Here is a 24,258-nt window from a genome sequence, read left to right as displayed (position 1 = left end):
TGTCAGGTTCAGAATGAACCTGACAGGTTCTAGGGCCGTACGCTCTTGCGCCAGGCGACCTGCGTCGGCAGGCGCTTGGGCGGGGCGGGCTCGGCCTCGTCCTTCTCGATGATGGCGACGATATGGTCGGCGATCGCGCCAATCGGCTGGCGGAAGGTGGTGAGGTTGTAGCCGATCCAGCCCGCCTGCGGGATATCGTCGAAGCCGACGACGCAGAGCGCCTCGGGGATGTCGAGGCGGAATTCCAGCCGGGCCACATCCATGAAGCCGAGCGCCAGCAGGTCGGTGACGCAGAACACGCCGTCCGGCCGGCTGGAGGCCCCGAGCAGCTGGCGGGCGCCCTCCGCGCCGGTCGCGTAGCTGGTCGGCCCGGCACGGCTGACCTGGGCTTCAAGCCCGAGCTCGGCGGCAGCGGCGACGAAGGACTGTTCGCGCGTCACGATGCTCGGCGTGCCGGCCGTCGAGCTGACCACGGCAAGGTGCCGGCAGCCGGCGCGGTGCAGCATGAGGCAGGCTTCGCGCGCAGCGCTCTCGTTGTCCACCAGCACGATCTCCGGCCCCTCGATCGGGTCGTCGCGGTTGATGAGGATCACACGCTGGCCGTTCTCGATGCAGGTCTCGATCAGCGAGACAGGCGGGGCGCCTGACACCACCACCGTGGCGTCCGCCCGGTAGTTCAGCGTCTGGCGCAGGGCCGCCTCGACATTGTCCGGCTGGCCGGCGGTATTCAGCACCATCACCACCTTGCCGATCGCCTGCAGCTTGCGCGTGGTGACCTCCACCACATTGGAGTGGAAAGGCGCCTGAAGTTCCGCCACGATCATGCAGACGATGCCGGACCGGTGATGGATCAGCCCGCGCGCCAGATGGTTGACGTGGTATCCGAGTTTTTCCGCCGCCGCGAGCACCTTGGCACGCGTTGCCGGCGAAACGCTGGCCCCGTCGGTGAAGGTGCGCGAGACGGCCGAGCGCGAGACGCCCGCGAGCTCGGCCACGCGAATGGCGCTGACCGAGGCCTTTTTCGGCCTGGATCTGGGTGTCGACACGTCTTCCTGCCTCCGGTGGCGTCTACGCCTACTTGCGCATATTCTTCGCCCTGTGCAAAGCGGCGCCGGGGCAGATTTCTCCGGAAAAACCGGAAATCATGCGGAGCATTCCCGCACTTTCATGCCAGGACCCTCACAGGTTTTCGCACGGCTGTGCAAAGAGCGCTCACGCCGGCGTCATGCGCGTCGACACGATGGTCCGCCGCTTCCCGCAGTCGGAAGGCTCGGCCAGCGGAAAGACGGAAGGCAAGCCGCATCAAATCCTGTATGAAGGCAAAATAATTGCACTCAACGGGGGATTCCATGGATATCGACCGGGCGCGCACCTTCCTCGAGATCGTCCATACCGGCAGCTTCCTGAAGGCTTCCGAGCGGCTGCACATCACCCAGACGACGGTGAGTGCGCGCATCCGCACGCTGGAGGAGGCGCTGGGGCGCAAGCTTTTCGTGCGCACGCGCAACGGAGCCGCATTGACCGCTGCCGGCCGCGAATTCGAGCGTTTCGCGCAATCCTTCGTCCAGGTCTGGGAGCGGGCACGCCAGCAGCTCACCGTGCCACCGGGTCGAACCTCGGTCGTGGCGGTGGGCGGCGAGATGAGCCTGTGGAACCCGCTGATGCTCGACTGGCTGGTCTGGATGAAGGGCAATTGTCCTGCCATCGCCATCCATGCCGCCGTCGGCATGCCCGACCAGCTGCTCGAGCAGCTGCGCACCGGCGTGCTCGATGTCGCCGTGCTCTACGCGCCGAAGCTGATGCCGGGCTTCAAGGTCGAGCTGATGGAGGAGGAACGGCTCGTGCTGGTGCGCAGGGTTGCCAGCTCGGGAGAGAGCGGTCTGCCGGACTATGTGCATGTCGACTGGGGGCCGCAATTTGCCGGGCAGGGCGGTTTCGGGCCGGCGGGGTTTGCCGAACCGGCGCTGAAGGTGGATTTCGGTCCGCTCGCCCTCCACTATATTCTGCGCACGGGCGGCATGGGCTATTTCCGCAAGGGAACCGTCGCGCCCCATCTGGCAGCGGGCGACCTTGAGCGGGTGGAAGATGCCCCCGAATTCCCCTATCCGGCCTATGCCGTCTATCCGGAAACGGCCGAGGCCCGGCAGGATGTGCAGGAGGCCCTGCGCGGCCTGCGGCAGGTCTCTCCCTGACGTTACGGGAGACGGCGCTGCAACGCGATTTTCCGCCGCCCGCAACAGGCATGCGGTAACGGAATGTCACCCGGACAAGATTTTGTTGTTGCCGGCGGCAAGAGGAGAATTTCCTGCCTATGTTAACCGGCGAATCGCCGCCAATATCGGCAGCAAACGCTGACCGCAGGAGACAAAGATGCTGATCGCGAATCCCACCCGGCGCTCGTTCTTGCAGGCCGGGGCCGTCCTTCTCGCCTCGACGGCGCTGCCGGCCATCGCACGTGCCGAAAGTGCGCCTGCCGGCGGCCGGCTGGTGGTGGCGGCCGATTCCGAACCGAAGAACCTCAACCCCGCGATCGTCGCCTCCAACGGCGTGTTCTTCGTCGCCAGCAAGGTCGTCGAGCCGCTGGCGGAAGCCGCCTTTGCGGGTGAGGACGGGCTGTCGCCCCGCCTTGCGACGGGCTGGGAGGGGTCGGAAGACGGCCTTTCGGTCACCTTCCGCCTGCGCGAGGGTGTGACTTGGCACGACGGCAAACCCTTCACATCAGCCGATGTCGCCTTTTCGGCCCTGGAGGTCTGGAAACCGCTGCAGAATCTCGGCCGCATCGTCTTCGCCCATCTCGAGGCCGTCGAAACGCCGGACGCCGCCACTGCCATCTTCCGCTTTTCCAAGCCCACACCGCTGCAGCTCATCCGCAATGCCCTGCCGGTCGTCAGCAGCGTCATCCCGAAACATCTCTACGAGGGCACGGATATCGCGACAAATCCGGCGAACACCCGGCTCGTCGGCACCGGCCCCTTCCGCTTCGCCGAATACAAGCCGGGCGAATATTACCGCCTGACACGGAACGAGGCCTATTGGGACAAGGACCAGCCGAAGCTCGACGAGATCATCTTCCGCGTGCTGCCGGACCGCGCCGGAGCCGGTGCGGCGCTGGAGGCGGAGGAAATCCAGCTTGCCGCCTTCTCCGCCGTTCCGCTCGCCGATCTCGACCGCATTTCCAAGGTGCCGGGCCTTGCGGTCATCACGAAGGGCTACGAGGCGCTGACCTACCAGCTCGTCGTGGAGATCAACCACCGCCGCAAGGAACTCGCCGACCTCAGGGTGCGCCAGGCGATCGCCCACGCCATCGACAAAAAGTTCGTCGTCGACACGATCTTTCTCGGCTATGCCGAAGCCTCAACCGGCCCGGTGCCGAAGAACGCGCCGCAATTTTACGAAGCCGACGTGCCAGCCTATGCCTTCGACATCGCGAAGGCCAATGCCCTGCTCGACGCGGCTGGCTATGCGAAGGGCGAAACCGGCACGCGCTTCACGCTGAAGCTGCGCCCGGCGCCCTATTTCAACGAGACGCGACAGTTCGGCGACTATCTCCGCCAGGCACTCGCCGAAATCGGCATCGATGCGGAGCTGGTGAACGCGGATTCGGCCGCCCACCAGAAAGCCGTCTATACCGACCACGATTTCGACCTTGCCGTCGCCCCACCGGTCTTCCGCGGCGATCCGGCGATCTCCACGACCATTCTCGTGCAGTCGGGCATTCCGGCCGGCGTCGGCTTCTCCAACCAGGGCGGTTATGCCAACACCGAGCTCGACGCCGTCATTGCAAAGGCGGCAGAGACGATCGACACGACAGCCCGCACCGACCTCTACCGCCAGTTCCAGAAGCTGGTCGCCGCCGACCTGCCGCTGATCAACGTCGCCGAATGGGGCTTCATCACGGTGGCGCGCGACAGCGTGCTCAACGTCGCCAGCAATCCGCGCTGGGCGGTGTCGAACTGGGCCGATACCGCGCTCAAGGCGTGACGGGCGTTGCCGTGAACAGCTCTCACCTTCTCGGGGTAAATGGCAATCGCATAGGATACCAGCCCCCCCCTCTGCCCTGCCGGGCATCTCCCCCACAAGGGCAGAGATCAGCAAGAAGCAAGAGCCTCGCTCAAACCGCAGCGTGGAAGATGGGCGAGACGGCGCTCCATTCGGTCTCCCTCCCTGTGGGGGAGATGCCCGGCAGGGCAGAGGGGAGTGGTTCCCGCACCACGCCCCCCACCCGGCGCACCCCATGACCCGTGCCCTCCGCCTCACCGCACGCCGCGCTCTCAGCAGCATTCCGGTGCTGATGATCGTCATCGTCATGACCTTTCTGCTGCTGGAGACCGCGGCGGGGGATGCGGTCGATGCCTACCTGCTTTCCATCGGCGGCGGGGACGCGGCGATCGCGCAGTCGCTGCGGCAGGCCTATGGGCTCGACCAGTCCATGCCGGCCCGGCTGTGGCTCTATCTCTCCTCGCTCGCCCGGTTCGATCTCGGCTGGTCCGTCGCCTTCGACCGGCCGGTTCTCGGGCTGATCGTCGAGCGCCTGCCGAACACGCTGCTTTTGATGGGAAGCGCCACCGCACTCGCCTTCGCCTTCGGCTCGACGCTCGGCATTCTCGCCGGCGCGCGGCCGGGCAACCTGCGCGACCGGCTGCTTTCCACCGCCTCGCTTGTCGTCTATGCCATACCGGGCTTCTGGCTCGGCCTGGTGCTCGCCATCGTCTTTGCCGTGCAGCTGCGCTGGCTGCCGACCTCGGGCATCGAGACGATCGCCTCCGGCCGCACGGGCCTTTCCCGCGCCGCCGACATCGCGGCCCATCTCGTCCTGCCCGTCGGCACGCTGGCGCTCCTCTACACCGCCCTGTTCCTGCGCGTCATGCGCGCCGGCATGGCCGGCATCTGGCGGCTGGATTTCGTGCTCTTCGCCCGGGCCAAGGGGCTTTCGCGCCCTCGCATCGTCCTGCGCCATGTGGCGCGCAATGCGCTCCTGCCGCTCGTCACCATGCTTGGCCTGCAGGCCGCCGCCATGCTCGGCGGCAGCGTCGTCATCGAGAGCATCTTTGCCATTCCTGGTTTCGGGCGCCTGGCGCAGGAGGCCGTAAGTGGGCGCGACGCGGCGCTGCTCTGCGGCATCATCGTCACGAGCGCCGTGCTGGTCATCCTCGTCAACCTCCTCGTCGACATCGTCTATGCCGCGCTCGATCCGCGTGTCGGCGCCGCGGAGCGCGGCGCATGATCCTCGTCCGCACCGTCCTGCGCCAGCCTGAAGCCGCGACCGGCCTTGTGCTCCTCGCCGTGCTTGCGCTTCTCGCGCTGCTGGCGCCCGTTCTCTTCCCCGGTGATCCGCTGAAGATCGCCGGCCGGGCGCTGACCGTGCCCTTCACCGATCCCGCCTTTCCGCTCGGCACCGACCGGCTCGGCCGCGACGTGCTGGCCGGCATCGTGCACGGCGCGCGCACCTCGCTCTTCGTCGGCCTTGCGGCGGCGCTCGCGGCGCTGGCAATCGGCCTTTCGGTGGGGCTTGCAGCGGGCTTTGCCGGGGGGATTGCAGACGAGGCGCTGATGCGCGTGGTCGATGCCTTCCAGATCGTGCCGAGCTTCCTTCTGGCGCTCGCCTTCGTCAGCGTCGTCGGGCCTTCGGTGCCGGTCGTGGTGCTGGCCATCGCGCTCGGCGCCTGGGCGGATCCTGCGCGGCTCACCCGTGCCGAGGTGCTGTCCGCGCGCGAGCGGGACTATGTCGCCGCCGCGCGTGTTGCCGGCATGCACCCGGTGGAGATCGCCCTGCGCGAGATCCTGCCCAATGTGCTGCCGCCGGTGCTGGCGCTCTCGGCCATCATCGTCGCCGCCGCCATCCTGACGGAGGCGGCGCTCTCCTTCCTCGGCCTCGGCGATCCGAATGCCGTCACCTGGGGCTCGATGATCGCCGAGGGGCGCAACGTCCTGCGCTCCGCGCCCTTCCTGTCGATCTTTCCCGGCCTCGCTTTGGTCGCGACGGTGATCGGCGTCTACCTGTTCGGCGAGGGGCTGACCAATGCGCTGGCGGGGGAGGGGAGAACAAACGTCAATGAAGGAAAGAAGCTTCGAAGCCGCGGCAAATCCTCCTCTTTGCCCGGCAGGGCAGAGAGGGATGACAGCGCTGGCAATAGCCGTCCTGCCGAACAGGGAGAGGAGGGCGTGCTCTGCCGGGTGAAAAACCTCTCCGTCACCTATCGCGGCCAGGAGACGCCGGCGCTGAGGGATCTCGACCTTCCGATCCGCGTCGGCGAGCGGCTGGCGATCATCGGCGAGAGCGGCTCGGGCAAGAGCACCTTTGCGCGGGCACTGGCCGGGCTCCTGCCCGATGGGGCCGAGATGGAGGGCAGGGTGCACTGGACGGGAAGCGCCGCGCCGCGTGCCGGCCGCGATCTCGGTTACGTGCTGCAGGACCCCTCCGCCAGCCTCAACCCGGTGCTGACGATCGGCGAACAGGTGGCCGAAGGCGCCCGCCGGCATCTCGGCCTTTCCTGGCCCGAGGCGCGCGCCCGCGCACTCGACATGCTGGAGCGGGTGCATCTTCCCGAGCCGAAAAAGCTGCTCGACGCCTATCCGCACCAGCTCTCGGGCGGCCAGCGCCAGCGCGTGGCGATCGCCGCCGCACTCGCCGCCCGCCCGGGGCTGCTCATTGCCGACGAGCCGACCAGCGCGCTCGACATGGTGGCGCAGGCGGAGATCGTCGCGCTGCTCGACGAACTGGTGCGCGCGGCGGGGATGACACTCGTCTTCATCACCCACGACATCGCGCTGACCGCCGGCTTTGCCGATCGGGTGGCGATCTTCAAGGACGGGGCGCTCGTCGAAACCGGTCCCGCGGCCGCCGTGCTTGCCGCCCCGCACGCGACCTATACGAAGCAGCTGGTCGCCAGCCACCGCGATCTCGCCTCCACGCCGCTGGTCGGGGAGATCAGCGCATGAGCCTCCTCGTCGCGGACAATCTCAGCAAGCGCTTTTCCTACGGCGGCCGAACCGTGGCGGCGCTGAACGATGTCTCGCTCAGCCTTGCCGCAGGGGAAACCCTCGGCCTTGCCGGCGCCTCCGGCAGCGGCAAGTCCACGCTGGCGCGCATCCTCACCCGGCTCTTGCCGGCCGATGGCGGCAGCGTGCGCTTTGCCGGCGAGGACTGGCTCGGCCTGTCGGGCGCGGACCTGCGCCACCGCCGCGCCCGCATGCAGATGGTGTTCCAGGACGTCGCCGGCGCCTTCAATCCGCGCGCCACCGTGGCCGCCGCGCTCGACGATCCCCTGCGCATCCACGCCGTGGTGCCGAAGGCCGAGCGGCCGCGCGAGATCGCGGCCCTGCTCGAACGGGTCGGCGTGCCCGCCGCCTATGCCGGCCGCGCGGTCCGCGACCTCTCCGGCGGCCAGCGCCAGCGCGTCGCCATCGCCCGCGCCATCGCCACACGCCCGGCGTTGATCGTGCTTGACGAAGCGGTCTCGGCGCTCGACGTCTCGGTGCGCGAACGTATCCTGATGCTGCTCGCCACGTTGCAGGAAGAACGCGGCATCGCCTATCTCTTCGTCTCGCACGACCTGGCCGTGCTGCGCGCGCTCTCCCACCGCATCGCCGTGATGGAGGGCGGACGCATCGTCGAATGCGGGCCGGCGGGCCGCGTCATCGCCGGCCCGCAATCGCCCGCCGCCCGCGCCCTCATCCGCGCCGTGCCGCGCCTCCTCCCCCCGGAAAGCAAGGAAAGCCCCGATGGCCGCTGACCGCTGGAACGCCCTCAACGATGTGCCCGATTTCCCGGCCGGCCGCCTCGGACCGCTCGCCGAGCGGATCGCCCGCATCCTGAAGACCCGCAACGACATCCTGCTCTTCCAGACGGAGGCCGTCGTGGCACTGGAGGCGGTGGCGAGCAGCATCGCGCGGCCGGGGCTGACGGCGCTCAACATTGTCACCAGCCCCTTCGGCGCCTGGTTCGGCGACTGGCTGCGGCGCGGCGGGGCGGAGGTCGTCACGCTTTCGGCCGAAGCCGCCCGACCCATCGACGTCGAGAGCGTGAAGGCTGCCTTCCACACCCATCCCGAAGTGAAGGCCGTCATCCTCTGCCATGCCGAATCGGCGAACGGCGTACTCAACCCGCTGGCGGAGATCGCCGCCGCCGCCCGCGCACGCGGCATCGTGACGATCGTCGACGCCGTCGCCTCGGTGGCTGGGCATGCGCTCGATGTCGACGCGCTTGGCATCGATATTGCCGTGATCGGCCCGCAGAAATCGCTGGCCGGGCCGGCCGGGGTCTGCGCACTGTCAGTGAGCCGGGCTGCCTGGGCGCTGATTTCCGCGGAGGGCGGAGTACGGAACTCGACGCTCTCCCTGCTCGATCGCCGGGACTGGCTCGACAGCGGGCGCGGTGCACTGCCCGGTACGGCGGCACCGCTGGAGTTCTTCGCCCTCGAGGCCGCGCTCGACCGCTTCGAGGCCGAAGGAGCCGACGCCGTGCTCGCCCGCCATGCCCGGGCGGCAGCCGCGACGCGTGACGGCCTCCTGGCACTCGGCGCCCATCCCTGGGCGGACCCGGGCCGGGCGTCCCATCTCGTCACCACCGCGGCGCTGCCAGAGACTGTTGATCCCGACCTGTTCCTTGCCGCCGCCGCGCCGCTCGACATGGAGCTTTCCGCCGGCATCGGCCCGGGCGCCGGACGGCTGGTACGGCTCAACCATACCGGCCGCCGCGCGCGCTTCGATATCGTGCTCGGCAATGTGCTCGCCTATGGCATCGCCCTTCAGAAATGCGGCGCCCCGGCGGATCTTGCGGCCGCCGCCGCGGCGGTCGCCGCCCATTACGGCGCGGACTGAAGCCGGTCGAGGAAATCGAGTACCGTGCGATTGAAGAGGTCCGGCCGCTGCAACGGGGCGAAATGGCTGACGCCGGGCAGCACCCTAAGCGTGGCACCGGGAATGGTGTGGGCCAGATAGGCGGCGTGTTCCTGCCGGATGAATTCGTCCCCTTCGCCGATGACGATGGCGACCGGCACCCGGATGGCGGCGAGCTGCGCGGCGCTGTAGTCCGGCTCGCTCTGCATCATGCGCGAGACATCGGCCACGAAGCCGTCGAAATCATCGGGCGTCGCCGACAGGGCCGCATAGTCGAGACGGTGGCGATTAAAGCAACGGTCCAGCACCGGCGTCGGTTCCAGATCGCGCGCGCCGCCCGGGTCCATGTTGCAGGCGAAGAAGAACACGCCCTCGACCCGTTCGGGATGCCGGTCGGCAAGGATGAGCGCTGTTACGGCGCCGTCGCTCCAGCCGACGAGGCCCGCCGTTTGAAGACCGAGATGATCCATGACCGCAAGCACGTCCTCTGCCATGCGGACATAGCCGAACGGCCCGGCATCGCGCGTGCTGCGGCCATGCCCGTGACTGTCGATGACGAGCACCGTGCGGCCCGCCGCCATCAGCGCCGGTACCTGATGGCCCCAGTTGCCGGCATGGCCGAGCCCGCCATGCAGCAGCGCGACGGCCGGGCCGGCCCCATGCATGCTGAACCAGATTCGCGCGCCGTCGCGCGCGACAAAACCCTGCCGGCCACCTGCCGGAAGCGGCGGCGCGCCCTCCGCCTCGAAAATTTTCAGATCGTCGTCGTTCACCTGCATGGGCTTCTCCCTGGCTTTTCTGGAAGACGGCCGAGCCTGGCGCCTCCCGACAAGCCTGCGCAAAAATCGGGCAGACGGTGCCGTCGCAAGAAGCAACGCAGCATTTGCATAGCTGCATTGCACAATAAATGTTTCCCATTTGGTCAAAAAAGCCGCATAGTGCCCTCAGTTGATGCACACAGCGGTTTTCCTCCCAGTGCCGCTGCATCAGCTGTTCCCCTCTGGAGGTTTTATGACCTTCACACTTCATGGGCCGCGGTTTCCGCTGGCCCATTTTTTTTGCCCGCAGCGCAGCTTGATTTTCCCGGCCATTCGGAGGCATCTGCCGAAGACCCTGACGCTGACACGGTGGGATATGAAACCGGGCGCACTGAACGTACTGGTCATCGACGAGAACCGCATTCGCGCCGCCATCATCGAGGAGGGGCTGCGCGATGCCGGCTATGCCGTCACCGTCGTCGAGGAGATGCAGGGCCTCGCCCGCCGCATCGCCGACCTCAACCCCGACGTCATCGTCATCGACCTGGAAAACCCCAATCGCGACATGCTGGAGAGCATTTTCCAGCTCACCCGCGCGGTCAAACGTCCCATCGCCATGTTCGTCGACAAGTCCGACGAGGCCTCCATCGAGGCGGCGGTGGAGGCGGGCGTCTCTGCCTATATCGTCGACGGGCTGAAGCAGGAGCGCGTGCGGCCGATCCTCAAGATGGCGATCAGCCGCTTCAACGCCTTCTCCCGCCTCAACCGCGAACTGGAGGAGACGCGCAGCGAACTGGAGAACCGCAAGGTGATCGATCGCGCCAAGGGGCTCCTGATGCGCTCGCGCGGGCTTTCCGAGGAGGCGGCCTATGCGCTGCTGCGCCGCACGGCGATGAACCAGAACCGCAAGATCGCCGAGATCGCGCAAAGCCTCGTCACGGCGGCGAGCCTGCTCGATCCGGGAGCGCCCGATCCTGGAGCAAAGGAATGACGATGCGCCACGCCATCACCGCCGGCTTCGTGCCGCTGCTCGACAGTGCGCTGCTCGTCGCCGCCCGGGAAAAGGGTTTTGCCGAAGCGCAGTCGATCGACCTGACGCTGGTGCGCGAGCGTTCCTGGGCGAGCATCCGCGACCGCCTCGCCGTCCGCCAGTTCGACGTCGCCCATATTCTCGGCCCCATGCCGATCGCCTGCAATCTCGGCCTCTCCGCCCCGGCGCCCAAAATGATCGTGCCCATGGCGCTCGGCCTCGGCGGCAATGCCGTCACCGTTTCCGCCGCGCTGTGGCAGGCGATGGCCGGGGCCGGCGCGACGGACGATCTCGACGCACGCCGGAACGGCGCGGCGCTCCGGAAAGTGATCGACGGGCGCGGGGGCGAGCCGCTGCGTTTCGGCGTCGTGCATCCCTATTCCGGGCACAATTACGAACTGCGCTACTGGCTGGCGGCGAGCGGCGTCGATCCGGACCGCGACATCGAAATCCTCGTCCTGCCGCCGCCGGATATGGGCGATGCGCTCGCCGAGGGCCTGATCGACGGCTATTGCGCCGGCGAACCGTGGAACACCTTTGGGGTTTTGAAACGCGGCGCGCATCTCGCCACCGTCAAGGCGGCGATCTGGAAATCCAGCCCGGAAAAGGTGCTCGGCGTCAACGCGCGCTGGGGCGAGGCGAACCCGGAGGCGCTGGCCGCGCTGCTCGTCGCGCTGCACCACGCCTCGCTCTGGTGCGGTGATGCGCGCAACCACGCGGAACTCGCCCGGCTGCTGGCGCTGCCCGCCTATGTCGGGCGCGCGGCGGACCTGCTGCTGCCGGCGCTCTCCGGCAACCTGCCGGTCGGCGGCGACGTGGTGCGCCCGGTCGGCGATTTCTTCGTGCCGCATGCCAAGGCCGCCACCTTCCCGTGGAAGAGCCATGCGCTGTGGTTCTACACCCAGATGGTCCGCTGGCGGCAGGTGGCGCATACGGAGGCGAACCGTGAGATCGCCGCGGAGACCTATCGCCCGGATGTCTACCGCGCCGCGCTGAAGGCGCTCGGCATCGCCATGCCCTCCGCGAGCGCCAAGGTCGAGGGCGCGCTGACCGTGGAAACCCCCGTCGGCTCCTCCGGCGCGCTGACGCTCGGCCCGGACGGCTTCTTCGATGGCGGCCGTTTCGACCCCGACGCCGTTGACGGCTATATCGCAGCGCAATCGCGCTAAAGTCCGTCAGCTTCATACTGAACCTGACGGACTTTAGCGTTCTTTGTTTTCGTTTGTCTTTTCGGGAAAACCGGGTTCCACTTTTCCCTGACAAACTCTCGCGCCTATTTTATACGCACTGCACAAAATTTGACGCCGCTCGTGCCGACGACACATGCGCGCCGTCAACCTGCTGCTTCGGAGATGGTTGTAAATCAAAGGCTTGCCGAACTGGCACGCCGATTGCTTTATTCTCCGTAGGCCCTCGGGCCACGATATCGGCGTCCAACGACGGGCGCCACCAGCAAAGCCGCTGATCGGGTTTTTTGCGCACACGGCCTCCCTCCGTGCCGCGCGGGAAAGACCTGACCAGCGGCTTTTTGTTTTTCAACCCCCAAGATGGAGCGGCACGACCTTGTCGGGCCCCGGAGAAGCCATGTCCAAGCCCCAGCAGCCCCTGTCCCCACGCGAACCCGCCATCGCCTTGTGGATGTCCACCTTCGCCTTCACCATCTGTTTCGCCGTCTGGACGATCTTTGCCATCATCGGCATCCGCATCAAGGAAGACCTCGGGCTCTCCGAAGCCCAGTTCGGTTTGCTCGTCGGCACGCCTATCCTCACTGGGTCGCTGGTGCGCATCCTGCTCGGCGTCTGGACGCCGCGTTTTGGCGGCCGCCTCGTCTATACGCTGACCATGCTGGCCGCGGCGTTTTCGACGCTACTGCTCTCGCACGCCGCCACCTTCCCGCAGATGCTGCTTGCCGGCCTCGGCGTCGGCCTTGCCGGCGGGTCCTTCGCGGTCGGTGTCGCCTATGTTTCGCCGTTCTTTCCGGCGGAAAAGCAGGGCACGGTGCTCGGCATCTTCGGCGCCGGCAATGTCGGCGCGGCGCTGACCAAATTCGTCGCGCCCTTCGTGCTCGTCGCCGCCGGCTGGCAGATGGTGGCGGAAATCTGGGCGGCGGCGCTGATCCTCACCGCCTGCCTGTTCTGGTTCACCACCAGCGACGATCCGGCCTTCCGCAGCCGCCGCGCCGGCACGGCGCCGAAGCGCAGCCTCATGCAGGAATTCGCACCCCTGAAGAAGGCGCAGGTCTGGCGCTTCTCGCTCTATTATTTCTTCGCCTTCGGCGGCTTCGTGGCGCTCGCACTCTGGCTGCCGCGCTATCTCGTCGGCGTCTACGGTTTCGATATCGCCACCGCCGGCATGGTCGCCGCCGCCTATTCCATCCCCGGCAGCATTTTTCGCGCGCTCGGCGGCATGCTGTCCGATCGCAAGGGCGCCCGCGCCGTCATGTACTGGATGTTCGGCGTTTCCGCGGTCGCGACGCTTATCCTCGCGCTGCCGTCCGGCGTCACGCCCGCCGTCTTCATCGTCACCGTCTTCGTGCTCGGCTTCGTCATGAGCCTCGGCAAGGCGGCGGTCTACAAGCACATCCCGGCCTATTACCCCGACAATGTCGGCGCGGTCGGCGGGGTGGTCGGCATGGTCGGCGGGCTCGGCGGCTTCGTGCTGCCCATCGCCTTCGGCCTGCTGAAGGACGCGACCGGCCTGTGGTCGAGCTGTTTCCTGCTGCTCTTCGCCGTCGTCGCCGTCTCGCTTGTCTGGATGCACCTCTCCATCCGCCAGATGGAGCGCCCCTCCGTCTCCCCCGTTGCCGCGTAAGGAAATCCCATGACCGAGAAACTCGTCATCGTCGGCAACGGCATGGCCCCCGGGCGCATGCTGGAGCACCTCCTCGAAAAGGCCCCCGGCCGCTATGAGGTCACCATCTTCAACGCCGAGCCGCGGGTGAACTACGATCGCATCATGCTCTCGCCGGTGCTTTCGGGCGAGAAGGACTACGAAGAGATCATCATCCACGGCGACGGCTGGTACATCAAACACGGCATCACGCTCTACAAGGGCCACCGCATCGTCGCCATCGACCGCGCCGCAAAAACCGTCACCTCCGATCACGGCGTCACCGAACGCTACGACAAGCTGGTCATCGCCACCGGCTCCGTGCCCTTCATCCTGCCGGTGCCGGGCCATGACATGCGCGGCGTCATCACCTATCGCGATCTCGACGACGTGCAGGCCATGCTGCTCGCCGCCCAGTCGCGCGAAAAGGCCGTGGTCATCGGCGGCGGCTTGCTCGGCCTCGAAGCCGCCGCGGGCCTTGCCGGCCGCGGCATGGATGTGACGGTCCTCCACGTCATGCCCACCCTGATGGACCGCCAGCTCGACCCCGCCGCGGGTTATCTGCTGCAAAGGGAGCTGGAAGGGCGCGGCATCAAGATCCTCTGCAAGGCGAACACCAAGGCCATCGTCGGCAACGGCAAGGTCGAGGGTATCGAACTGGACGACGGCCGCGTCATTCCCGCAACGCTCGTCGTCATGGCCGTCGGCATCCGCCCCAGCGTCGGCCTCGCCAAGGAGGCCGGCCTCGCCGTCAACCGCGGCATCGTCGTCGATCACGGCATGTTGACCTCCGACGGCAGCATTTTCGCGCTCGGCGAATGTGCGGAGGTGGGCGGCATGGTCTATGGCCTCGTCGCCCCGCTCTACGAGATGGCCCGCGTCGCCGCTGCGCATCTGGCTGGCGAGCACGCGGCCGCCTTCGTGCATTCCGATACGCCGACCAAATTGAAGGTGACAGGCATCGAGCTTTTCTCGCTCGGCGATTTCGCCGACGGCGACGACCGGGAGGAAATCGTGCTGCGCGACGCCTCGGCCGGCGTCTACAAGCGGCTGGTGCTGAAGGACAACCGCATCATCGGCACGGTGCTTTATGGCGAGACCGCCGACGGCGCCTGGTTCAACGACCTCAAGAAGAAGCAGACCGACATTTCCGAGATGCGCGAGACGCTGATCTTCGGCCAGGCCTATCAGGGGGGCGCTCCGCTGGACCCTATGGCGGCCGTTGCAGCCTTGCCGGATGATGCGGAAATCTGCGGCTGCAACGGCGTCTGCAAGGGAAAAATCGTCTCGACCATCACGGAAAAGGGCCTGACCGCGCTCGACGAGGTGCGCGCCCATACCAAGGCGTCGGCCTCCTGCGGTTCCTGCACCGGCCTCGTCGAGCAGTTGATGACGCTGACGCTCGGCGACAGCTACAACCCCGCGGCCGTTCAGCCGATGTGCGGCTGCACCGATCTCGGCCATGACGACGTGCGCCGCCTGATCAAGGCGAAGGGGCTGAAGACCATTCCCGCCGTGCTGCAGGAACTGGAATGGAAGACCTCCTGCGGCTGCGCCAAATGCCGCCCGGCGCTCAACTATTACCTCGTCTGCGATTTTCCGGACGAATATGCCGACGACTACCAGTCGCGCTTCATCAACGAGCGCGTGCACGCCAACATCCAGAAGGACGGCACCTATTCGGTCGTGCCGCGCATGTGGGGCGGCGTCACCAATGCCGGCGAGTTGCGCGCCATCGCCGATGTCGTCGACAAGTTCGAGATCCCCCTGGTGAAGGTGACGGGCGGCCAGCGCATCGACCTGCTCGGCATCGAGAAGGAGGACCTGCCCGCGGTCTGGGCCGATCTCGGCAAGGCCGGCTTCATCTCCGGCCAGGCCTATGCCAAGGGCCTGCGCACCGTCAAAACCTGCGTCGGTTCCGACTGGTGCCGCTTCGGCACGCAGGATTCCACCGGGCTCGGCATCCGCATCGAAAAGTTCATGTGGGGCTCCTGGACGCCGGCCAAGCTGAAGCTCGCCGTGTCCGGCTGTCCGCGCAACTGCGCCGAGGCGACCTGCAAGGATATCGGCGTCATCTGCGTTGATAGCGGCTTCGAGATCCATTTCGCCGGCGCGGCGGGCCTCGACATCAAGGGCACGGAGGTTTTGGGCCTCGTGAAGACCGAGGACGAGGCGCTGGAGCATATCGTGGCGCTGACGCAGATGTACCGTGAGCAGGCGCGTTACCTGGAACGCATCTACAAATGGGCCAAGCGCATCGGCCTCGACGAGATCCGTCGCCAGATCCTCGGCGATACCGACAAGCGCAAGGCTTTTTACGACCGCTTCGTCTTCTCCCAAAAATTCGCGCAGGTCGATCCGTGGTCGGAGCGGGTTTCTGGCAAGGACAAACATGAATTCAGGCCGATGGCGACCATCGGCTACGGCGAGGCCGCCGAATGAGGAGCATGGACATGATCTGGTTTCCCATCGGCAACATCGCCGACATCCCCCTGCGCGGCGCGCGCTGCGTGAAGACGCCCGAAGGCAAGATCGCCGTGTTCCGCACCGCGGAAAACGAGGTTTTCGCCATCGACGACCATTGCCCGCACAAGGGCGGCCCGCTCTCGCAGGGCATCGTGCATGCGAAAGCCGTCACCTGCCCGCTGCACAACTGGGTGATCTCGCTGGAGACCGGCAAGGCGCTCGGCGCGGACGAGGGGGCCGTCAGGACCCTTCCGCTGCGCAACGAGGACGGGGCGCTGTTCATCGCGCTCGAACGGCTGATGGCGGCAGCGGAGTAGGCGATGACAGGAGCCAGTCTCGCCCCTCATCCGGCTGCCGCCACCTTCTCCCCGTCGAGACGGGGAGACGGCTGTTGGAGCACCGGCATTGCCACACCCTTCTTCTCCCCGCTTGCGGGGAGAAGGTCCCGGCAGGGGGATGAGGGGCGTGCGTCGCTCCCGGTAGGAGCCGCCCATGTCCGTTGAAACAAAGACCACCTGCCCCTATTGCGGCGTCGGCTGCGGGGTCATTGCAACGGTGGCCGACGACGGCGCCGTCTCCGTCAAGGGCGATCCCGACCATCCCGCGAACCACGGCCGGCTCTGCTCGAAAGGCTCGGCGCTCGCCGAAACGATCAACCTCGACGGCCGCCTCCTCCATCCCGAAATCGGCGGACGGCCATCGACATGGGATGCGGCGCTCGACCGCGTCGCCGAGAAATTCACCGCGGCCATCGCCGAGCACGGCCCCGATTCCGTCGCCTTCTACGTCTCTGGCCAGTTGCTGACGGAAGACTACTACGTCGCCAACAAGCTGATGAAGGGCTTTGTCGGCTCGGCCAATATCGACACCAATTCTCGGCTCTGCATGTCCTCCTCCGTCGCCGGCCATCGCCGCGCTTTCGGGGCGGATACGGTGCCGGGCACCTACGCGGACCTGGAGCTCGCCGACCTCGTCGTCCTCACCGGCTCGAACCTCGCCTGGTGCCATCCCGTGCTCTACCAGCGGCTGGCGGCGGCAAAGGCGAAGCGGCCGGGCCTCAAGGTGGTGGTCATCGATCCGCGCCGCACCATGACGGCCGATATCGCCGACCTGCATCTTGCCATCCGGCCGGATACGGATGTGGCGCTCTTCTCCGGCCTGTTCTCCCATCTCGTGCAGAACGGCGCGGTGGACCAGAATTTCGTCGCGGCGCATACGTCAGGCTTTGCCGACACCTTCGCCGCGGCCCTTTCCTTCAACGACGTGCTGGAGAGAACCGGCCTGCCCGCCATGCAGCTTCGCGAATTCTACCGGCTGTTCACGACGACGGAAAAGGTGGTGACCTGCTACAGCCAGGGCGTCAACCAGTCCTCGTCGGGCACCGACAAGGTCAACGCCATCCTCAATTGCCACCTCGCCACCTGCCGGATCGGCCGGCCGGGCATGGGGCCGTTTTCGCTGACCGGCCAGCCGAACGCCATGGGCGGGCGCGAGGTCGGCGGGCTCGCCAACATGCTCGCCGCCCATATGGCGATCGAGAGCACCGAGGACCGCGACCGGGTGCGGCGCTTCTGGAATGCGCCGCACATCGCCGACAAGCCGGGGCTGAAGGCGGTCGATCTCTTCCAGGCGGTGGCGGCGGGGCGCATCAAGGCGCTGTGGATCATGGCGACGAACCCCGTCGTCTCGATGCCGGACGCCGACGCCGTCGCGGCGGCGCTAAAAACCTGTCCCTTCGTCGTCGTCTCCGACATCCTGCGCGAGACGGACACGGCGCGCCACGCCCATGTGCTGCTGCCCTCGCTCGGCTGGGGCGAGAAGACCGGCACGGTGACCAATTCCGAACGCCGCATCTCCCGCCAGCGCGATTTCATGGCCGCGCCCGGCGCGGCGCGGGCGGACTGGTGGCAGCTTGCCGCGGTCGCCCGGCGCATGGGCTTTGCGAAAGCCTTCGCTTACGAAACACCGGCCGCGATCTTCGCCGAGCACGCCGCGCTCTCCGCCTTCGAGAACCACGGCAGCCGTGATTTCGACATCGGCGCCCATGCCGGCATCGAGGGGCCGGCCTATGAGGCGCTTGTCCCCTTCCAATGGCCGCAGCCCCTCGGAAGCGGGCCAGCGGAAACCCGCTTCTTTGCCGATGGCGGCTTCTATCACCGGGACGGCAAGGCCCGCTTCATCGCGGTCGCGCCCGCCGCCACGGACCGCACGGACGCCACCTATCCCTTCACGCTCAACACCGGCCGCATCCGCGACCAGTGGCACACCATGACGCGCACGGGCAAAAGCGCCCGCCTCTGCGCCCATATCGCCGAGCCCTTTGCCGAACTCCATCCGCGCGACGCGCTGGAGATCGGCGTCGTGCCAGCCGGCCTCGTCGAGATCGAAAGCCCGTTGGGCAGGGCGGTGGTGCGCGCCCTCGTCACCGATCGCCAGGCGCGCGGCAGCCTTTTCGCGCCGATGCACTGGAACGACCAGTTCGCCGCGAAGGCCCGCATCGACGTCCTCGTGCCGCCGGTGACCGACAGGATCTCCGGCCAGCCGGCTTCGAAAAATGTCGCCGTCGCCGCCCGCCCGTTCAAGGCGGCGCTGTATGGCTTTGCCGTGTCGCGGGCGAAACCCGAAGGGTTCGATGCCGCCTATTGGGCGCTGGCCAGGGCCGAGGGCGGCTGGCGGCTGGAGCTTGCCTTCGAAACCCCGGTGGACGACTGGGCCGAATGGTGCCGCCGCAGCTTTGTCGTTCCCCCCGGTATCGAGCCGCTCGGTTACGCCGACCGGCAGACCGGCGAAATCCGGCTCGCCTTCTTCGACGGGCCACGCCTGCTGGCCGCCTTCTTCCTGGCAAAGGAGCCGGTGGCGGTGGCGCGCAACTGGGCGATCGCAGAACTCTCCGCCGAACACACGAACCTGCGCAAGCGTTTCTCCCTCGTCGCCGGGCGGCCGGGGGCGGACAAGCCGGATCCCGGCGCCACCGTCTGCGCCTGTTTCGGCGTCGGCGTCAACCAGATCGTGGCCGCAGTGCGCGGAGGGTGCCACAGCGTCGAGGCGGTCGGCACGGCGCTGAATGCCGGCACGAACTGCGGCTCCTGCCGCGGCGAAATCCGCGGCATCATCGACGGATGCCTTGCCGCGGCGGCGGAGTAGCGCCGGAAGGCTTAGCGGGGGCAAGGCGGTAGCTTGTGAAATGCAAGCGTCGCCACGCTCCCCTTCTCCCCGCGGAGGAGAAGGGAAGGCGGCATCGTCCTGCCCCATGTGCCCCGTCAGAACCCCGCCGCCGTCTGCAACTGAAGATTCTCCTTCAGCAGGACCTCGATGCGGATGCGCTCCTGCGAGGCCAAGAGTTCGCGGTGGTCGGCGCGGGCGCGCATGATGCGCAGTGCGCTGCGCACGGCATGGCCGGGATCCTGGGCGATCACGGCGTCGATGCGCTCGTCGAGCAGCGCCTGTTCGCTGAACGGCGTGTGTTCGTGCGCGACGACAGTGAGGGGGCGGGCGCCTTGCGCGTTCCAGACGGCGGTCAGCGGCACGCGGGCTTCCGAACTCAGCACGTAGACGGCGATGGTATCGGGATTGTGCTGCAAGGTGCGCTGGATGATGAGGTCGGCGCGTTTTTCGTCGGCATAGGTCTCCAGCGACGGCAGGCTTTGCAGGTGCGGGAACTGGGCGTTGATGATGCTGTCGAAGCCGAGGCGGCGCTGGATGCTGTCGAGCGCCATCATGGTTTCGGCGACGACCATGATCTTTCCCGGCCGCGCGCCGATGAAACGGCCGGCGATCTTGCCCGCCGTCGCGCCGGCGGCAAAATTGTCGATGCCGACATAGTCGGCGCTTTCCAGCCGCTCCTGACCGGAGAGGAACTGCACGACCTTGACGTCGCGCTCGACGAGTCGCACCAGCGCGTCGCGCACCTGGGGCGATTCCGGCGCCATGACGGCAACGCCGTCCACCGCGTCGTGGTCGATGACCGTCAGATATTTGGCGACATGGTGCGGGTCGCTCATCGGGATCCGCACGGCCTCGACCTCGATCGAATCGGCGCGCAGCGCCTCCTTGGCCTCGCCGACGCGGGCGATGAGTTCCGTCAGGTACTGGTCGCCGGAGGTCGGCAGCACGAAGCGGAAGCGATAGGTCTTGTTGCGCGCCAGCGCGACGGCCGCGGGATTGCGCACGAAGCCGATGCGCTCGATCGCCTCGGCCACCCGCTTTGCCGCCTTGGGACTGACATTCGGGCGCTCGTTGAGGACGCGGTCGACGGTCGCGAGGCTGACGCCTGCGGCTTCTGCCAGGTCTTTTGCGGTTGGCCGCATTCTCCGCTCTCTTTCATGATGCCGGCGCGATGCCGGGCACGACGGCGTAATCCCTGATGCGATTTCTCTAACAAAGCCAAGCGAAAAGCAAGAATTGAAGTGCGCACCTCAAAAATCGCTTGCATTGAGGTGCGCACCTCAATATGACTCCTGACGCGGCTTGCAGGAGGAAAATGCGTGCCGCAGAGGCGGCGCGGAGGAGACAGGCCCGCCGGGAAGTCATTCCGCGTCATGTGCCCGCAACGGGCGTTTTCAGCCTTCCGATGGCTCGGGAGGCGAGGGAGGAGGGTCCCGCCATGAAATTTCGCAACGTAAAAACATTGGCCGCTTTCGGTGCGCTTCTGGCCGCCGGCGTCGCAACGACCGGTCAGGCGAGCGCCAAGGACTTGACGCTGTGCTGGGCCGCCTGGGATCCGGCGAACGCGCTCGTCGAGCTCAGCAAGGATTTCGAGGCCAAGAGCGGCGTCACCATGAAATTCGAGTTCGTGCCGTGGCCGAATTTTGCCGACCGCATGCTCAACGAGCTGAATTCCGGCGGCAAGCTTTGCGACCTGATGATCGGCGACAGCCAGTGGATCGGCGGCGCTGCGGAGAACGGCCAATATGTCAAGCTCAACGATTTCTTCGACAAGGAAGGGATCAAGATGAGCGACTTCATCCCGGCGACCGTCGTCGGTTATGCCGAATGGCCGAAAAACTCGCCGAACTACTGGGCGCTGCCGGCCTTCGGCGACGTCGTCGGCTGGAGCTACCGCAAGGACTGGTTCGCCCGTCCGGAATTGCAGGCCGAGTTCAAGGAGAAATACGGCCGCGACCTGGCCGTGCCGAAAACGTTCGGCGAATTGAAGGACATCGCGCAGTTCTTCCAGAAGCGCGAGATCGACGGCAAGACCGTCTATGGCGCGGCGATCTATACGGAGCGCGGCTCCGAGGGCATCACCATGGGCGTCATGGATGTGCTCTACAGTTTCGGCTTCAAATACGAAAACCCGGAAAAGCCCTATGAGCTGGAGGGCTACGTCAACTCCGCCGAGGCGGTGAAGGGGCTGGAGTTCTACAAGGAACTCTACGATTGTTGCACGCCGCCCGGCCATTCCGACGCCTATATGTCGGAGGACATCGACGCCTACAAATCGGGCCAGGTCGCGCTGCACATGAACTTCGCCTTCACCTGGCCGGGCATCCATGCCGACGCCAATGTCGGCGGCGAAAAGTCGGGTTATTTCCCGAACCCGGCCGGGCCTGACGGTGTCGCCTATGCCCAGCTCGGCGGCCAGGGCATCTCGGTCGTCTCCTCCTCGGAAAAGCAGGAGGATGCGCTCGCCTATATCAAGTGGTTCGCACAGCCGGACATCCAGCAGAAATGGTGGGAGATGGGCGGTTACTCGGCGCTCTTGAAGGTGGTCGAGGACCCGAAGTTCGCCACCAGCCAGCCCTATGCGCAGACCTTCCTCGATTCCATGGCGATCGTGCAGGATTTCTGGGCGGAGCCGGCCTATGCCTCGCTGCTCCAGGCGGCGCAGAAACGCTTCCACGACTATGTCGTCGCCGGCCAGGGTTCGTCCAAGGATGCGCTCGATGGTCTGGTCAAGGACTGGACGCAGGTGTTTGACGACGAAGGCAAGTACTGACGCCATCGGGTGGTCGCTCGCCTAGGGATGGAAACGCTGCCCCATCCCCTTCTCCCCGGCGGGGGGAAGGTGCCGGCAGGCGGATGAGGGGAGATCGACGGCGTCAAAAATCGGAGTGATCCGTCGGCGCCCCCCTCATCCGACCCTTCGGGCCACCTTCTCCCCGCGGGGGAGAAGGGAGAGCGGCACCGTATTGCATCACCGCCGATCGCCTTCATACTCCGCCCTGTACCCGCGCCTCCCAGCGGGCCACGGCGCGGCCGGAGCCGGGAATGTTCCCCCGGCTCTGTCGCCGCTCAGTCGAAAAATATTAGGGGAATACCCATGCTGAAATCCTCCGTGGACCGGGTCGCCAAGGCGACACCGCATTCCATCGCCAGACGCATGCACGGCCTGTCCGACCGCGCGCTCGCCTGGCTCTTCGTCGCCCCGTCGATCGTGCTCCTGCTGGCGGTCAACATCTTCCCGCTCATCTGGACCATCCGGCTGAGTTTCACCAATTTCCGCGTCAACCGGCCGAATGCCGAGGTCGAGTTCGTCGGCCTGAAGAACTACCTGAACATCCTGTCGGACCGCGACATCTGGCTGACCATGCAGGCGACGGCGCATTTCCTGATCTGGACCATCGTCTTGCAGGTGCTGATCGGTTTCGCGCTCGCCTATCTCATCAACAAGAAGTTCCGCGGCAACGACCTCTGGACGACGATCATCGTGCTGCCGATGATGCTGAGCCCGGCCGTGGTCGGCAATTTCTGGACCTTTTTGTACCAGCCGCAGATCGGCCTGTTCAATTACGCGGTCGGATTCCTCACCGGCGCGGACCCCTCCAGCTTCTCGATGATCGGCGACGTCAAACTGGCGCCCTGGGCGATCATCATCGTCGATACCTGGATGTGGACGCCCTTCGTCATGCTGATCTGCCTTGCGGGCCTGCGCTCCATTCCCGGCAGCATCTATGAGGCCGCCGAATGCGACCGCGCCAGCAAGTGGCGGCAGTTCTGGACGATCACCATCCCGCTCGTCCTGCCCTTCCTGATGCTCGCCGTGCTCTTCCGCGGCATCGAGAACTTCAAGATGTTCGACCTCGTCGTGCAACTGACAGGCGGCGGCCCGGGCTCGGTCACCGAGCTCACCTCGATCAACCTCAAGCGCGAGGCCTTCGAGAAGTGGCGCACCGGCTACGCCTCGGCCTATGCCGTCATCCTCTTCGTCACGGTCTTCGGCCTCGCCTCGATCTATGTCAAAGCGCTCAACAAGGTGAAACAACGATGAGCAGCTATTCCGTCACCGAGCCGTCGCGCCGGCAGAAATGGGTCGCGGGCATCCTGGTCGTCGGCTATGCGCTGATCACCATCCTGCCCTTGGTCTGGATCATCGGCACCAGCTTCAAGACCCCGTCCGACGCCATCGCCTATCCGCCGAAAACCTTCTTCACGCCGACGGTCGAGGGTTACGTCAACGTCTTCACCACGCGCACCCGGCTTTCGCCTGAACAGTTGCAGGCGCTGGGCGAGCCCACCACCTGGTACGACAAGCTGGTGCGCAAGGACGGGCTCGTCATTTCCGGCCCCTCGCGTTTTGCCGAACGGTTCACCAATTCCGTCATCATCGGCTTCGGCTCGACGGTGCTGTGTATCGTGCTCGGCACGGCCGCGGCCTATGCCTTCTCGCGCTTCAAGGTGCCGCTGAAGGACGATCTCCTCTTCTTCATCCTCTCCACCCGCATGATGCCGCCCATCGCCGTCGCCATCCCGATCTTCCTGATGTTCCGCTCGCTCGGCCTCAGCGACACCCATGCCGGCATGATCCTGCTCTATACGGCGGTGAACCTGTCGCTCTCCGTCTGGCTGCTGAAAGGCTTCATCGACGAGATCCCCGTCGAATATGAGGAGGCGGCGCTGATCGACGGCTACACCCGCTTCCAGGCCTTCTACAAGGTCGTGCTGCCGCAGGCGGCGACGGGCATCGCCTCCACCGCGATCTTCTGCCTGATCTTCGCCTGGAACGAATACGCCTTCGCCGTGCTGTTGACATCTGGCAACGCCCAGACGGCCCCGCCCTTCATTCCCACCATCATCGGCGTCAGCGGCCAGGATTGGCCCGCCGTCGCCGCCGGCGCGACGCTCTTCCTCGTGCCGGTCATGGTGTTCACCATCCTTCTGCGCAAACATCTGCTGCGCGGCATCACCTTCGGAGCAGTCCGCAAATGACACGATTTTTCAACGGCCTCCTGCATTTTCGGCGCAGCGCCTGGGAAATGCTGGCCTCGGTGCTGATCGCCGCGGGCGTCACCATGCTCATGCAGCCCTTCGCGCTCGCGCTCTATTCCTGGTCCTTCGTCACAACCCTGCTGGGCACGGTGATGTTCATCATCGTCAGCCATTTTCCGGAGTAGGCCC

The 24,258-nt window shown here is 66.4% G+C and carries 19 protein-coding genes and 1 pseudogene; 17 read left to right on the top strand and 3 right to left on the bottom strand.

The annotated features are described in order from the left end of the window. Positions 1–29: 29 nt before the first annotated feature. Positions 30–1,046, bottom strand: a complete 1,017-nt coding sequence (locus K0P03_RS29855) for a LacI family DNA-binding transcriptional regulator (protein ID WP_272791497.1) — start codon at positions 1,044–1,046, stop codon at positions 30–32. 303 nt (positions 1,047–1,349) lie between these two features. Between K0P03_RS29855 and K0P03_RS29850 the strand changes: the two genes are divergently transcribed. The 7 genes and pseudogenes from K0P03_RS29850 (at position 1,350) to K0P03_RS29820 (ending at position 8,820) form a co-directional block, all read left to right on the top strand. Then, positions 1,350–2,192: a LysR family transcriptional regulator gene (locus tag K0P03_RS29850; protein ID WP_272791496.1), complete on the top strand. Its 843-nt coding sequence runs from the start codon at positions 1,350–1,352 to the stop codon at positions 2,190–2,192. 178 nt (positions 2,193–2,370) lie between these two features. Beyond that, positions 2,371–3,981, top strand: a complete 1,611-nt coding sequence (locus tag K0P03_RS29845) for an ABC transporter substrate-binding protein (protein WP_272791495.1) — start codon at positions 2,371–2,373, stop codon at positions 3,979–3,981. A 253-nt stretch (positions 3,982–4,234) separates the two neighbouring features. Further along, the gene (locus tag K0P03_RS29840; RefSeq protein WP_272791494.1) at positions 4,235–5,224 is read left to right on the top strand and encodes an ABC transporter permease; all 990 of its coding nucleotides are present in this window, start codon (positions 4,235–4,237) and stop codon (positions 5,222–5,224) included. Beyond that, positions 5,221–6,039 (top strand): annotated as a pseudogene (locus K0P03_RS29835) (ABC transporter permease); the annotation flags it as partial. The gene K0P03_RS29840 and the pseudogene K0P03_RS29835, both read left to right, overlap by 4 nt. Before the next feature lie 123 nt (positions 6,040–6,162). Further along, complete coding sequence (locus K0P03_RS29830) at positions 6,163–6,939, top strand: ATP-binding cassette domain-containing protein (RefSeq protein ID WP_272791560.1); 777 nt, start codon at positions 6,163–6,165, stop codon at positions 6,937–6,939. Beyond that, positions 6,936–7,733 (top strand): ABC transporter ATP-binding protein, encoded by a 798-nt coding sequence (locus tag K0P03_RS29825; protein WP_272791493.1) that lies wholly within the window; start codon positions 6,936–6,938, stop codon positions 7,731–7,733. Before K0P03_RS29830 ends, K0P03_RS29825 begins: the two co-directional genes overlap by 4 nt. Then, positions 7,723–8,820: an aminotransferase class V-fold PLP-dependent enzyme gene (locus K0P03_RS29820; RefSeq protein WP_272791492.1), complete on the top strand. Its 1,098-nt coding sequence runs from the start codon at positions 7,723–7,725 to the stop codon at positions 8,818–8,820. Before K0P03_RS29825 ends, K0P03_RS29820 begins: the two co-directional genes overlap by 11 nt. On the opposite strand, the gene K0P03_RS29815 is transcribed toward K0P03_RS29820, so the two are convergent. After that, entirely contained in the window at positions 8,805–9,617 is an 813-nt protein-coding gene (locus K0P03_RS29815; protein ID WP_023517204.1) for an alpha/beta fold hydrolase, read from the bottom strand. The genes K0P03_RS29820 and K0P03_RS29815 overlap by 16 nt on opposite strands. 355 nt (positions 9,618–9,972) lie before the next feature. Between K0P03_RS29815 and K0P03_RS29810 the strand changes: the two genes are divergently transcribed. From K0P03_RS29810 to K0P03_RS29785, 6 genes are all read left to right on the top strand, one after another. Beyond that, positions 9,973–10,587, top strand: coding sequence for an ANTAR domain-containing response regulator (locus K0P03_RS29810; RefSeq protein ID WP_037408701.1), 615 nt, complete (start codon positions 9,973–9,975; stop codon positions 10,585–10,587). After that, a complete protein-coding gene (locus K0P03_RS29805) occupies positions 10,584–11,795 on the top strand; it encodes a CmpA/NrtA family ABC transporter substrate-binding protein (protein WP_272791491.1) in 1,212 nt (403 codons plus the stop codon). Before K0P03_RS29810 ends, K0P03_RS29805 begins: the two co-directional genes overlap by 4 nt. A gap of 415 nt (positions 11,796–12,210) precedes the next feature. Then, a complete protein-coding gene (locus K0P03_RS29800; RefSeq protein ID WP_272791490.1) occupies positions 12,211–13,437 on the top strand; it encodes an MFS transporter in 1,227 nt (408 codons plus the stop codon). 9 nt (positions 13,438–13,446) lie between these two features. Beyond that, complete coding sequence (gene nirB / locus K0P03_RS29795; protein ID WP_272791489.1) at positions 13,447–15,897, top strand: nitrite reductase large subunit NirB; 2,451 nt, start codon at positions 13,447–13,449, stop codon at positions 15,895–15,897. A gap of 5 nt (positions 15,898–15,902) precedes the next feature. After that, positions 15,903–16,238 carry a nitrite reductase small subunit NirD gene (nirD, locus tag K0P03_RS29790; protein WP_443020623.1) on the top strand — a complete coding sequence of 112 codons (336 nt, stop codon included), beginning with the start codon at positions 15,903–15,905 and terminating at the stop codon, positions 16,236–16,238. Positions 16,239–16,413: 175 nt separating this feature from the next. Beyond that, the gene (locus K0P03_RS29785) at positions 16,414–19,065 is read left to right on the top strand and encodes a nitrate reductase (RefSeq protein WP_272791487.1); all 2,652 of its coding nucleotides are present in this window, start codon (positions 16,414–16,416) and stop codon (positions 19,063–19,065) included. A gap of 116 nt (positions 19,066–19,181) precedes the next feature. On the opposite strand, the gene K0P03_RS29780 is transcribed toward K0P03_RS29785, so the two are convergent. Next, complete coding sequence (locus tag K0P03_RS29780) at positions 19,182–20,228, bottom strand: LacI family DNA-binding transcriptional regulator (RefSeq protein ID WP_023517188.1); 1,047 nt, start codon at positions 20,226–20,228, stop codon at positions 19,182–19,184. A gap of 296 nt (positions 20,229–20,524) precedes the next feature. Here K0P03_RS29780 and K0P03_RS29775 point away from each other — a divergent pair, with 296 nt between their 5' ends. The 4 genes from K0P03_RS29775 (at position 20,525) to K0P03_RS29760 (ending at position 24,254) form a co-directional block, all read left to right on the top strand. Then, positions 20,525–21,859 carry an ABC transporter substrate-binding protein gene (locus K0P03_RS29775; protein WP_272791486.1) on the top strand — a complete coding sequence of 445 codons (1,335 nt, stop codon included), beginning with the start codon at positions 20,525–20,527 and terminating at the stop codon, positions 21,857–21,859. Between the two features lie 324 nt (positions 21,860–22,183). Further along, positions 22,184–23,131 carry a carbohydrate ABC transporter permease gene (locus K0P03_RS29770; protein WP_272791485.1) on the top strand — a complete coding sequence of 316 codons (948 nt, stop codon included), beginning with the start codon at positions 22,184–22,186 and terminating at the stop codon, positions 23,129–23,131. Beyond that, entirely contained in the window at positions 23,128–24,069 is a 942-nt protein-coding gene (locus K0P03_RS29765) for a carbohydrate ABC transporter permease (protein WP_050744357.1), read from the top strand. The genes K0P03_RS29770 and K0P03_RS29765 overlap by 4 nt, the downstream gene beginning before the upstream one ends. Further along, positions 24,066–24,254: a hypothetical protein gene (locus K0P03_RS29760; protein WP_272791484.1), complete on the top strand. Its 189-nt coding sequence runs from the start codon at positions 24,066–24,068 to the stop codon at positions 24,252–24,254. The genes K0P03_RS29765 and K0P03_RS29760 overlap by 4 nt, the downstream gene beginning before the upstream one ends. Positions 24,255–24,258 lie beyond the last annotated feature (4 nt).

The sequence above is a fragment of the Shinella sp. HY16 genome (assembly GCF_028534175.1).
Classification (GTDB): domain Bacteria; phylum Pseudomonadota; class Alphaproteobacteria; order Rhizobiales; family Rhizobiaceae; genus Shinella.
This window is presented reverse-complemented; position numbering and strand designations above follow the sequence as displayed.